The organism is Lysobacter antibioticus (genome assembly GCF_000731095.1).
In the GTDB taxonomy this organism is placed as follows: Bacteria; Pseudomonadota; Gammaproteobacteria; order Xanthomonadales; family Xanthomonadaceae; genus Lysobacter; species Lysobacter antibioticus_B.
In genome coordinates, this window is sequence record NZ_JMTZ01000020.1 from 43315 (window position 1) to 54921 (window position 11607).

Annotated in this window: 12 protein-coding genes; 8 read left to right on the forward strand and 4 right to left on the reverse strand. The window is 66.2% G+C overall.

From position 1 onward, the window contains the following. Nucleotides 1–136: 136 nt before the first annotated feature. Together EX88_RS0107950 and EX88_RS0107955 are read right to left on the reverse strand one after the other, a co-directional pair. Nucleotides 137–1300, reverse strand: a complete 1164-nt coding sequence (locus EX88_RS0107950) for an acyl-CoA dehydrogenase family protein (RefSeq protein ID WP_031371466.1) — start codon at nucleotides 1298–1300, stop codon at nucleotides 137–139. Between the two features lie 352 nt (nucleotides 1301–1652). Further along, nucleotides 1653–2474, reverse strand: coding sequence for a glycine zipper 2TM domain-containing protein (locus EX88_RS0107955; RefSeq protein ID WP_051884720.1), 822 nt, complete (start codon nucleotides 2472–2474; stop codon nucleotides 1653–1655). A 200-nt stretch (nucleotides 2475–2674) separates the two neighbouring features. On the opposite strand from EX88_RS0107955, the gene EX88_RS0107960 reads away from it, so the two are divergent. Both EX88_RS0107960 and EX88_RS0107965 read left to right on the forward strand, forming a co-directional pair. Then, the gene (locus EX88_RS0107960) at nucleotides 2675–2899 is read left to right on the forward strand and encodes a DUF6116 family protein (protein ID WP_031371468.1); all 225 of its coding nucleotides are present in this window, start codon (nucleotides 2675–2677) and stop codon (nucleotides 2897–2899) included. A 4-nt stretch (nucleotides 2900–2903) separates the two neighbouring features. Beyond that, on the forward strand, nucleotides 2904–3695 hold the full coding sequence (locus EX88_RS0107965; RefSeq protein ID WP_031371469.1) for a TatD family hydrolase: 792 nt from the start codon (nucleotides 2904–2906) through the stop codon (nucleotides 3693–3695). Nucleotides 3696–3814: 119 nt separating this feature from the next. On the opposite strand, the gene EX88_RS0107970 is transcribed toward EX88_RS0107965, so the two are convergent. Next, nucleotides 3815–4633, reverse strand: coding sequence for a tRNA threonylcarbamoyladenosine dehydratase (locus EX88_RS0107970; protein WP_031371470.1), 819 nt, complete (start codon nucleotides 4631–4633; stop codon nucleotides 3815–3817). A 221-nt stretch (nucleotides 4634–4854) separates the two neighbouring features. Here EX88_RS0107970 and EX88_RS0107975 point away from each other — a divergent pair, with 221 nt between their 5' ends. The 3 genes from EX88_RS0107975 to EX88_RS0107985 all read left to right on the forward strand — a co-directional run bounded on the left by EX88_RS0107975 (nucleotide 4855) and on the right by EX88_RS0107985 (nucleotide 7350). Further along, a complete protein-coding gene (locus EX88_RS0107975; protein WP_036148322.1) occupies nucleotides 4855–5307 on the forward strand; it encodes a hypothetical protein in 453 nt (150 codons plus the stop codon). 150 nt (nucleotides 5308–5457) lie between these two features. Continuing rightward, on the forward strand, nucleotides 5458–5958 hold the full coding sequence (locus tag EX88_RS0107980; RefSeq protein WP_031371472.1) for a glycine zipper 2TM domain-containing protein: 501 nt from the start codon (nucleotides 5458–5460) through the stop codon (nucleotides 5956–5958). 282 nt (nucleotides 5959–6240) lie between these two features. Beyond that, entirely contained in the window at nucleotides 6241–7350 is a 1110-nt protein-coding gene (locus EX88_RS0107985) for a M35 family metallo-endopeptidase (protein ID WP_031371473.1), read from the forward strand. 687 nt (nucleotides 7351–8037) lie between these two features. On the opposite strand, the gene EX88_RS0107990 is transcribed toward EX88_RS0107985, so the two are convergent. Continuing rightward, entirely contained in the window at nucleotides 8038–8247 is a 210-nt protein-coding gene (locus EX88_RS0107990) for a cold-shock protein (protein ID WP_031371474.1), read from the reverse strand. A gap of 218 nt (nucleotides 8248–8465) precedes the next feature. Here EX88_RS0107990 and EX88_RS0107995 point away from each other — a divergent pair, with 218 nt between their 5' ends. The 3 genes from EX88_RS0107995 (at nucleotide 8466) to EX88_RS0108005 (ending at nucleotide 11351) form a co-directional block, all read left to right on the forward strand. Further along, entirely contained in the window at nucleotides 8466–8951 is a 486-nt protein-coding gene (locus EX88_RS0107995) for a DUF456 domain-containing protein (protein ID WP_031371475.1), read from the forward strand. Nucleotides 8952–9083: 132 nt separating this feature from the next. Further along, the gene (locus EX88_RS0108000; protein ID WP_031371476.1) at nucleotides 9084–10241 is read left to right on the forward strand and encodes a phospholipase A; all 1158 of its coding nucleotides are present in this window, start codon (nucleotides 9084–9086) and stop codon (nucleotides 10239–10241) included. 153 nt (nucleotides 10242–10394) lie between these two features. Then, nucleotides 10395–11351, forward strand: coding sequence for a patatin-like phospholipase family protein (locus EX88_RS0108005; protein WP_051884722.1), 957 nt, complete (start codon nucleotides 10395–10397; stop codon nucleotides 11349–11351). Nucleotides 11352–11607: the final 256 nt, after the last annotated feature.

Consider the following 11607-nt stretch of genomic DNA (forward strand, 5'->3'; position numbering starts at 1 on the left):
AGAGGGGTTGGGGTGAAGGCCGATAGCTCGTGCTGCATCGGCAGCATCGCGGCCTGCCCTCACCCGGCCCTGCGGGCCGACCTCTCCCGCACGCGGGAGAGGCGAACGCAAAGCTCCCGCGAACGGGAGCGGAAACTCAAAACGCGCTGATCCCCGTCAGCTCGCGGCCGACCACCAGCTGGTGCACGGTCTCGGTGCCTTCGTACGTGATCACCGACTCCAGGTTCAGGGCATGACGGATCGCGGCATGCTCGGTGGTGATGCCGGCGCCGCCGAGCAGGTCGCGGCATTCGCGCGCGATGTCGATGGCCATGCGGCAGTTGTTCCACTTCGCCAGGCTGACCTGGGTCGGCTGCATGTTGCCAGCGTCCTTGAGGCGGCCGAGCTGCACCACCAGCAACTGCGCCATGGTGATGCGGCGCGCCATCTCGGCCATCTTGATCTGCGCCGACTGGGTCGCCGCGACCGGACGCTCGAACAGGATGCGTTCCTTGGTGTAGCCCAGCACCTCGTCGAGGCAGGCGATGGCCGCGCCGATCGGGCCCCAGGTGATGCCGTAACGGGCCTGGGTCAGGCAGCCCAGCGGGCCCTTGAGACCCTTGACGTTGGGCAGGCGGTTGGCCTCGGGCACGCGCACGTTGTCGAAGAACAACGACGACGTCACCGACGCGCGCAGGCTCATCTTGTGCTTGATTTCCTGGGCGGCGAAACCGGGCATGCCCTTCTCGACCACGAAGCCCTGGATGCCGTCGTCGGTCTGCGCCCAGACAATGGCGATGTCGGCCAGGTTGCCGTTGGTGATCCACATCTTGGAGCCGTTGAGGACCCAGTCGCCGCCGTCGCGCTTGGCGTTGGTCTTCATGTTGGCCGGGTCGGAACCGCCGTGCGGCTCGGTCAGGCCGAAGCAACCGATGATCTCGCCGCGGGCCATGCCCGGCAGCCAGCGTTCGCGCTGCTCTTCGGTGCCGTAGGCGTAGATAGGGTACATGCACAGCGAGGACTGCACGCTGACGAAGCTGCGGATGCCGCTGTCGCCGCGCTCGAGTTCCTGGCAGATCAGGCCGTAGCTGACCGCATTGAGGCCGGCGCAACCGTACTTTTCCGGCAAGGAGGAACCCAGCAGGCCGAGTGCGGCGATTTCCGGCACCAGTTCCTTCGGGAAGCGGCCCTGGTCGAAGGCATCGCCGATGATCGGGATCACGCGCTCATCGGTGAAACGGGCCACCGTGTCCTGAACGGCGCGCTCCTCGTCGCTGAGCAAGGAACGGACGTCGTAGAGATCGTAGGGATTCAGGGCCATGGCGCGCTTGGGAGACCTCTAGGACAGAAAGACGGTCATTGTAATGGCCTGCCGCGGCCCGGGTAAGGCCGAAAACCCTCGGAACTGCGCACTGGGCGGTATCCGGGGAATTCTTGCGCAAGCCAGCACGGCAGCGGGCGGGTTTCTCGTCGGCACCTGCGACCCGGCACAAAACCGCGCGCGATAAGCAGGCCCGCCGGTTGGCGCGCGTGCTCCGACGAAGCGCCCCGGCCGTTCCGAGCCAGCACTGCGGCTGCACCTGCCCTGCTCTGCTCTGCCGCCGAACTGTCAGGCAAAAAGAAACGGGGCCGGAAGATCCGGCCCCGTTCGGGTATCGCGTGTAGCGCTGGACTCAGCCGCGGCTCGGCACGCCGGCCGACGCGGTCTGGGTCACGACCTGGCCGTCGATGACCGGCAGGCGCTGGGTCGGGCGCTCGTCCATGCGGATGGTCTGCTCCTGGCCCTGGTAACGATAGGTCACGTCGTAGCCGACGACCTTGTCTTCGCTGCCCAGTGCGATGCGGCTGCCCGGCTTGCTCTCGGTGCGCATGGTGCCGGTGGTGCCGTCCGGGTTGCGGTAGGTCACGTTGTAGGCGACCACGCGCGAGGACTGCGACTTGTCGGACACCGTGTGGCACTGGCGCTCGGTGCGGTTCACGACGCGGCCGCCGACGTGGTTGCGGTCGACGCGGTTGCCGATGAAGCCGCCGGCCACGGCGCCGGCCGCGGTCGCGGCCTTCTTGCCGTTGCCGCCGCCGACCTGGTTGCCGAGCAGGCCGCCGATGACCGCACCGGCGACGGTACCGCCGACGTTGCCGTCGCGTTCGGGCAGGCGCTCTTGCACGACCACGTCTTCGCAGACTTCGCGCGGGGTCGAGGTGGTGTTGGTCTCGCGGACCGGATCGGTGCCGATCACGGTCGCGTACAGCTTCTGCTTCTCGTTGATCGGGTTGACCTTGACCACGTCGGCGTAATCGACCTGCGGCGAGGTGTTGATCGCGCCGTTGGCGGCGATGTCGCCGACCGTGCCGGCCGGCGCGAGTTCGGCGCCCGCGACCGGAGCCAGCCCGGCCTGGCCGGCCGCGCCGTTGCCTCGGAAGCTCTGGAACGCCGCGACGGCGACGCCGCCGACGAGCAGCGCGGCAATCGCTACAGCTATCATGTTCTTGTTCATTTGGAGCCTCCGGGGCGCGCTGAGCAGCTATGTAGGTACAGACGGTCGGGATAGGTTGCCGACCGTTGGGGGGACGGCGCCATTCCACCACTCGAAAGCTGAACCAGTGCCTATTGATTTTCGCCAATCTGTCCCCTGCGTGAATCGTCACGCGGCCGCGTGCTAGCGTGTTTGCAACCTGCGTCACAACTCGATCGAACATGGCCAATCCTCTGCTCGCTCCCCTGTTGGGTTTTCTCGGACGCCTGAGCTATCCGCGTCTGTTCGTGGTTACCGCGGCGCTGTTCCTGGTCGACCTGGTCATCCCCGACTTCGTCCCGCTCGCCGACGAAATCCTGCTGGGCCTGGGCACCTTGCTGCTGGCCAACTGGAAAAACCGCAAGGCGCCTCCGACCATCGAGCCGCCGACGCCGCCCGCGCGCTGAGCGCATGCACGCCCTGGTCGACAGCCACTGCCACCTCGACGCAGCCGAGTTCGACCTCGACCGCGGCGAGGTGATCGCGCGCGCGCGCCAGGCCGGCGTCGCCCGCCAGGTCGTGCCGGCGGTCGACGCGGCCGGCTGGCCGAAACTGCGCGAGGTCTGCGCGAGCGCGCCCGGTCTGTATCCGGCCTACGGCCTGCACCCGATGTATCTGTCCTCGCACCGGCCCGGGCATCTGCACGAGCTGCGCGATTGGATCGAGCGCGAACGGCCGCTCGCGGTCGGCGAATGCGGGCTGGACTATTTCGTCGAAGGCCTCGATCGCGACGAGCAAATGCGTTACTTCGAAGGCCAGCTGAAACTCGCGCGCGAGTTCGACCTGCCCCTGATCGTGCACGCACGCCACTCGGTCGAGGCGACCATCGCCGCGTTGCGCCGCATCGGCGGCCTGCGCGGCGTCGTCCACAGCTATTCCGGCAGCGAGGAACAGGCCGAGCAATTGTGGAAAGCGGGTTTCCTGCTCGGGCTTGGCGGCCCGGTCACCTACGACCGCGCCAAGCGCTTGCGGCGCATCGTCGCGGCGATGCCGATCGGGCAATTGCTGCTCGAAACCGATGCGCCCGACCAGCCCGATGCCACGATCCGCGGCCAACGTAATGAGCCGGCGCGCCTGGCCGGCATCGCCGAAACGATCGCCGGACTGCGCGGGATATCGCTGGACGAACTCGCCGCCGCGACCAGCGCCAACGCCGAGCGCCTGTTCAAGCTGCCGCAGGCTTCAGACACCGTCTCCGGGTAGGAGCGGCACGAGCCGCGACCGCGCCATCGCAACGACGGCGCAAAGACGGTTGCCGATGGATTTCGCTACTGCTGCCTTCGCACCGGGTTGAAAGCCCGCGGTCGCGGCTCGCACCGTTCCTAGCCTGCCGCCTGCGCCTTAGGCTTGAGCAGGATCTCCAGCGCGCGCCCGACCGCGGCGAAGGCGAAGACGCCGGTGATATGCGTGGCTGCGCCGAGCCCGGCCCCGCAGTCCAGCTTCAGGGCCGCATCGCCGGCGACCTTCGGCCGCAGGCCGCAGACGCTGCCGTCGGGCTGCGGGTATTTGACGTTCTCCAGCGAGTAGATCGCCGAGACGCTGAAATAGCGGCCGGTGTTCTTCGGGAAGTTGAACTCGCCGCGCAGCTTCTTGCGGATCAGCGCCAGCATCGCATCGTGTTCGGTGCGCGAAAGATCGCGCACCCGCACCAGGGTCGGATCGGTGCGGCCGCCGGCCGAACCGACCACGATCACCGGCAGCTTACGGCGCCGGCACCAGGCGATCAGTTCCACCTTGCTGCGGAAACTGTCGCAAGCATCCAGGACCAGGTCGAAACCGCGGTCCAGCAGCTCGTCCAGGTTCGACGGGGTCAGGAAACTCTGCACCGCGTCGACCTCGATCGCCGGGTTGATCGCGCGGCAACGTTCGGCCATGGCCTCGACCTTGGCGCGGCCGTACTGGCCTTCCAAGGCCGGCAACTGGCGGTTGGTGTTGGACACGCACAGATCGTCGGCATCGATCAGGGTCAGGTGGCCGATGCCGGTACGCGCCAGCGCCTCCACCGCCCAGGAACCGACGCCGCCCATGCCGACCACGGCGATGCGGCATTGGCGGAAGCGTGCGACCGAGCCGTGACCGTACAGGCGGTCGATGCCGGCAAAGCGTTCTTGCCAGAGAGTGTCGGAGGATTGCGGGGTCATGCGCATATTGTAAGGGCGACGGCACGGCTTTCCGGCGCGAGCGTTAGGACGCTGCGGCGCGCGAGCGCGCCTGGCCAGGCCGTCCGTCCCCGCGGCCCTGCCTCCGCTCCTCGAATAATGTGCCTTCGAAGGCGCCGAAAGGCTTGGCCGCCAAAGGTTTCTGACCTGGACCTCACATTGGCGCGTGCTATCGTGCGCCGACATTGGATGGAGGCCAGGCAATGAGCGATACCCAGCCCAGCAACGCCGAAGCGAAACGCAAAGGCAATGGTTCGAAGTACTTGTTTCTGTTTCTCATCGGCCTGGTCGGCGGCGTCGTCGCCACGGTCATGGCGGTACGCGCACTGGATCAGCGCAAGGACCATTTCCCCGACAGCGTCATGCAAGTGCAGCAGTGGCATCTGGGCCAGCTCAAGGGCAAGGTCGAACAGAACCGTTGCGGAGCCACCGACACGCTCCCGCATCTGAAGGCCCTGCGCACCATGGCCGACGATCTCGAACCGGCCTTCCCCGACCTTAAGGACGACACCCGCTTCGGCCAGCACGCAAGCAAGATGCGCGCTGCGCTCGACGGCGCGCTGACCAGCCCGCCGCTCAACTGCGCCGGCGTCGGCGCCGTCTCGGAACAGATCGGCGAGGCCTGCAAGGCCTGCCATCAGGACTTCCGCGGCTGATCGCCCCGGCTTCCCCGCCGCGAGCTGAACGCGGTGGGGAAGAAGTCGGATACAAGGTCGAAAATTGAACACGTGTTCACGTGACTGCGCATAGCTTGGCTGATGCGTGGCAACTGTCCGCCACTCGCCCCTAAAGCGCAGGAGCCTCGAATGAACACCAATAACATCCGATTGCTGGGTCTGGCCACGGTCGCTACGCTGGCGCTTGCCGGCTGTGCGACCTCTCCGGGCTACGGCGGAGGCTACGGCAACAGTTATCCGCCGCCGTCGCAGCCGAGCTATGGCAACAGCAACCAGAACAATTGCTATGACTGCGGTGTCGTGACCCGCATCGAACAGACCACCGCGACCAGCACGGCGCCGCGCGCGACCGGTGCGATCCTGGGCGGTCTGGTCGGCGCCGTCGCCGGCCGCGAGATCGCCGACGATCACACCGACAGCAAGGGCCGTCGCAACACCGCGACCGTCGCCGGCGCCGCCGCCGGCGCGCTCGCCGGCAACGCCATCCAGAACCGCGTCGGCGCGCCGACCTACAACATCTATGTGCGCATGAACGACGGCCGCACCACCGTGGTCAGCCAGAAGGACCTCGCCGGCATTCGCGAGAACACCTACGTGCGCGTCGCCAACGGTCGCGCCTACGTTCGTTGATCGACGGCGATCGGGCTCGCTCCGATCGAACGCGAACCGGGCCGCATCGTTCCGGGCTTGCGATCAAACCGCGATGAAACAATGTAACGAGAAGTAACGGAAAAACGGCCCGCATCGCGGGCCGTTTTTTCTTGCGCGCGCGCCGCGCTTCGCGTTCACGACCCGCATCACGATTAAGCGCGGAACTGGCTCACTTATCGCGCGTTGCACGATCTTGCCTTCGGTTAGGGTTTTCGAGTCCGCCACCGGACCCCGCCCATCGCAACATCAGGAGATCGTGGAATGAAACTTCGCTTCGTGCATCTGGTTTCCGCGAGTGCCGTGCTCACCGGCGCCATTGCAGCCGCCGTCGCCGCACCCGGCGCAGCCCAGAACAATCCGCTGCGCGTCGGCATGGTCGCCGTCTCCGGCGCCGCCGACGATTTCCTCGGCTCGGTCGAGATCAGCATCACCAACACCAGCCGCAAGGCCGTGCGCCTGCCGAAGTGGCAACTGCCGTCGGATCAGTTCGACGCCAAGTTGTTCAACGTCAGCTACAACGGCCAGCCGGTCGCCTACGAGGGCGCGATGGTCAAGCGCGGCCTGCCGCAGGCCGAGGATTTCGCGATCCTGCAACCCGGCCAGACTTATCGCCGCGTGATCGACCTCTCGGCCGGTTACGACCTGTCGCAGACCGGCCAATACGTGGTCAGCTTCAATGCGCCGCTGCAGCACGCCTCGACCTCCGACCGGGTCATGCTGCACCAGGCCAACGGCTTGCCGATGAGCGCGCAAAGCGCGCCGCTGAGCCTGTGGGTCGACGGCCTCGACCAACTCGGCGGCAGCAAGGCCTCGCCTGCGGCCAAGAAGCCGCCAGTCGGCCCGAGCGCGATCGTCAATGGCGTCAACTACGTCGGTTGCACCACCTCGCGCACGAGTTCGGCCGGCCAGGCCGTCAATGCCGCACGTAGCTACGCCGAGAACGCCAAGGGCTATCTCAATGCCGGCACGCTCGGCCCGCGCTACACGACCTGGTTCGGCGCCTACACCTCCAGCCGTTACAGCACCGCGCGTTCGCACTTCGCGTCGATCGATTCGGCGATCGACCAGAGCAACGGCCAGATCACCATCAACTGCGGTTGCAACAGCAGCGCTTATGCCTACGTTTATCCGAACCAGCCGTACCAGATCTACGTCTGCAACGCGTTCTGGAACGCGCCGCTGACCGGCACCGACTCCAAGGCCGGCACCCTGATCCACGAGATGAGCCACTTCACCGTCGTCGCCGGCACCGACGATCACGCCTACGGCCAAAGCGCGGCGAAGAGCCTCGCCAACAGCAACCCGAGCGCCGCACTCGACAACGCCGACAACCACGAGTACTTCGCCGAAAACACCCCGTTCCAGAACTGAGCCGCGCACCCGCGCAGCGCGCTCGCCCGCCGAGCTCCGAACGGCCCGCCATGGCGGGCCGTTCGCGTTGAGGCCGCCCTCGATGCGAAATCCGCTCGCGCTCGACCCCATGCATCGGACTGGTGCGTTCGATAACCACGAGCCTTCCGCCGGAAGTGGATGCGAAAGCGGAAGCGGGCGCCAGGATGGCGCAAGGCGCCGACCGGGAGACGAGGCCGGGTCGACGCCGTGCGGGGCTCCTTCCGGATGGAGATTCGGAAGCTCGAACGGCGCATGGCGAGACGGGAGCGCCGGTCGCTGCAACAACTGCAAGGACGCGGGACGGCTCGGCGAGGCCGTCGGGTTGCCGGGGGCTTCCTGCCCCCGGCGCTCTTGCGGGATTCGCCCAGGCGCATCGGCCGACCGGCGGCTTCGCGATGCGGGCAGCGATGCCGCGCTTTCGCCCGGCGGCATTCAATCGATATAACCCGGAGTAAAGCCATATCCGCAGGATTCGCGCCGGGCTGCGTTCGCTGTGCAACGAATCCGACAGGCCCGGAATCGTTGCGAGTGCTCTGGAGCGAAGCGGGCAATATCCGGAACTGTGACGAAAATCAAGAAATACATAGCAAAAAGCCCGGCCGAAGCCGGGCTTTTCTGACTCTATGCGCTGCGATCGAAGACCGCAGCCGAACATCGGTGCGAGCTTTACAGCGGTTCGACCGCGTCGGCCTGCAGGCCCTTCTGGCCCTGGACGACGGTGAAGGAGACCTTCTGGCCTTCCTTCAGGCTCTTGAAGCCCTGGGATTGGATCGCGCGGAAATGCACGAAGACATCTTCGCCGTTTTCACGGCTGATGAAGCCAAAACCCTTGGCATCGTTGAACCACTTGACGGTTCCCGTTTCTTTGCCGGACATCGCTACTCTCTCCTTGGAACGTGATGTTGTTAACACGACCTTCGTCGCGTGCTGGTTGCAAGGAGGAAGCGAGGTGCAACGATGTAGCGGATCGATGGATCTACCGCATCGGGGCCACGATTCACGGTGACCCTTGGCAAACGCAGCGACCGCAACGTACCCCGACATGGGCCAAAATGCAAACAGCCCGGACAGCCTGTCCGGACAAGGGATTCGGCATGAATTTGGATACGTTTTATTACATTTTGGCCGGGGTGCTGGTCGTCGTCGGAATGGTCGGAACGGTGCTCCCCGCCCTGCCAGGCCTGCCCCTGGTATTCGCCGGGATGGTGCTCGCCTCCTGGGTGTCCGGATTCGAGAAAGTCGGCTGGATGGTGCTGGTCATCCTCGGCGTGTTGACCGTGCTGTCCATGGGCGTGGATTTCGTGGCCACCGCGATGGGGGCCAAACGGGTCGGGGCCAGCAAGCTGGCGATCGTCGGCTCGATCGTCGGCACTTTCGCAGGGCTGGCCTTTGGCCTGATCGGCGTGTTCATCGGCCCCTTCGTCGGCGCCCTCGCCGGCGAGTTGATCCACACCCGCCAGCTCAGCCAGGCCACCAAGGTCGGGGTCGGCACCTGGGTCGGCATCGTCGCCGGCACCGTGCTCAAGCTCGGCCTAGCCTTCGCGATGGTCGGCCTGTTCGCGTTCGCCTGGTTCTTCTGAGCCATTGCTTCTGAGCCGGCGCGCGACCGCGTCGCAGCCCTCGCGCTGCGACGCGGTTCACGTCTCGTTCGCGTCCGGATGCAAGACTGCAACGGTTTTGTCGTTCGCGATCCATACGCCGTGAGTATCGCCATGCCCCTGCAACGCAGCTTGATATCCGTCGCCCTCGCCAGCGCTCCCGTGCTCGCCTTCGCCCAGACCGCGCCGCAAGCGGCTACCCCGGAAGCCTGCGTGGCGATCACCAGCAACGCCGATCGCCTGGCTTGCTACGACGCCGCGCTCGGCCGCCCCGCCGACGGCGCGCGCCAGGCCGATATCGCGGCCAAGGAAGCCAAGGCGATCCAGCAGAACCTCGCGGTCGGCGACGAAATCGCCGGCGAGCCCAAGCCGAGCGTCGGCGAACGCGCCAAGCGCGCCCTGTCGGGCAGCGTCTTCAGCCACGACGACCCGCTCGACAGCGCCATCGCCAACGCCGGCAAGGGCAGCCTGCTCGACAGCCGTTGGGAGCTGGCCAAGGATTCCAAGCTCGGCGTGTTCAACTTCCGGGCCTACAAGCCGGTGTATTTGCTGCCGGTGTTCTGGAACGACAACCCGAACACGCTGCCGTCGTCGCCGAACCCGCGCAACAACGTGACCGAGCCGCAATCGCTCAAGGACATCGAGGCCAAGTTCCAGATCAGCTTCAAGACCAAGGCGGTCGAGAATCTGTTCGGCGACAACGGCGACGTCTGGATGGGCTACACCCAGAGCTCGCGCTGGCAGGTCTACAACGGCGAGGACTCGCGGCCGTTCCGCGAAACCAATTACGAGCCGGAAGTGCTGCTGGTGTTCCGCAACAACTACCGCATCGGCGGCTGGAACGGGCGCATGGCGGCGATCGGCATCAACCACCAGTCCAACGGCCGTGCCGATCCGTTTTCGCGCAGTTGGAACCGGGTGATCGCCAACGTCGGCCTGGACCGCGAGAACTGGGCCGTGATGCTGCGTCCGTGGTGGCGTTTGTCGGACGGCAACGACGACGACAATCCGGACATCGAGGATTACATCGGCCGCGGCGACCTCACCGTGGTGCATCGCCGCGGCGGTCACGAGTTCTCGCTGATGGCGCGCCATTCGATGCGCGGCGGCGACCGTTCGCACGGCGCGTTGCAGTTCGACTGGGGCTTTCCGATCCACAACCAGTTGCGCGGCCATCTGCAGATCTTCGACGGCTACGGCGAGAGCATGATCGACTACAACCACCGCGCGACTTACATCGGGCTGGGTGTGTCGTTGTTGGAGTGGTACTGAGTTCGATCGCCTGCGCGCCCGTCATGCGGGCGCCGCCGGGGCCTTGAACGCAGCCGCCGCGATTCGCGTCGCGGCGACAGGATCGCGGTCGCGGCTCGCGCCGCTCCTGTCCTCGAAGCACGGCGTGTTTACTGCACAACGACGGAGAACGCGATGAAGATGCGGCGCATCCTCTCGCTCGACGGCGGAGGCATACGCGGTCTGGTGAGTTGCCACTGGCTCGACGGCGTCGAGCGGACGCTGATCCAATCCGGCAAGCCCGGCCTGCTCGAGAGTTTCGACCTGATCGCCGGCAGTTCCACCGGGGCGCTGGTCGCCTGCGGCCTCGCGCATGGGCTCAGCCCCGCGGCCATGGCCGAGTTGTATCGGGATCAACGCCATCTGATCTTTCCGGATCTGGCCGGGCGATTGTGGTCGCGTGCGGGACGCGTGTTCTACGCCGGTCTCTCGGCCCCGCGCTACGACGGCGTGGGTCTGGAGAAGGTACTCAAGAAGGTATTCGGCAAGACCACCCTCGGCCAGCTCAAGGCGCCGGTGCTGGTCACCAGCTACGACACGATTTCGCGCGCGCCGGTGATCTTCAAGAGCTTCGATGCTTGTCATCGCAAGCTGCCGGTGTGGGAGATCTGTCGCGCGTCTTCGGCCGCGCCGACCTATTTTCCGGCCCATCCGATGCACCTCCAGGGCAAGCTGCACGCGCTGATCGACGGCGGCGTGGTCGCCAACAACCCGACCGCCTGCGCCATCGCCGAGGCGATGCGCAAGGACGCCCAGGTCGACAACAGCCGCGACCTGGTGGTGCTGTCGGTCGGCACCGGCGAACGCACCCGCAGCATCGACCTGCACTCGGCCCGAGAATGGGGCGCGCTGGAATGGGCGGTGCCGATCATCGACGTCCTGTTCGACGGCAACACCGATTCGGTCGACTACATCGCCAGGCAGTTGGTCGGCGACGGCTATTACCGGATGCAAACCGAACTGCTGGTCGGCCTGGACGACCTCGACGACACCAGCGCCACCAACCTCGCCGCGCTGGAGATACTGTCGAACGAATATCTGCTCCGGCCGGCGACGAAGAAGATGCTGGCACAGTTGGTTAAGAAGCTTTGAGGGGCGATCGCATTGTCCCGTAACGTGGCGCCGTTGCTTGCAGATTCGCGGTCGCGGCTTGCGCCGCTCCTGCAGGGGGCCGCCTAAGCCTTCGGCCATCGACGACGCGAGAGCGCGGCATGGCGGTCGCGGCTTGCACCGCTCCTACCCGAAGCAGCCTTGCTGTTGCTGTGCGTCGATTCGACATCGCGAAGGCCATCGAAGACCCAGAGGGCGGCCCGCAGGGATGCGGGCCGTTTTTCATCGGGACAGGGAT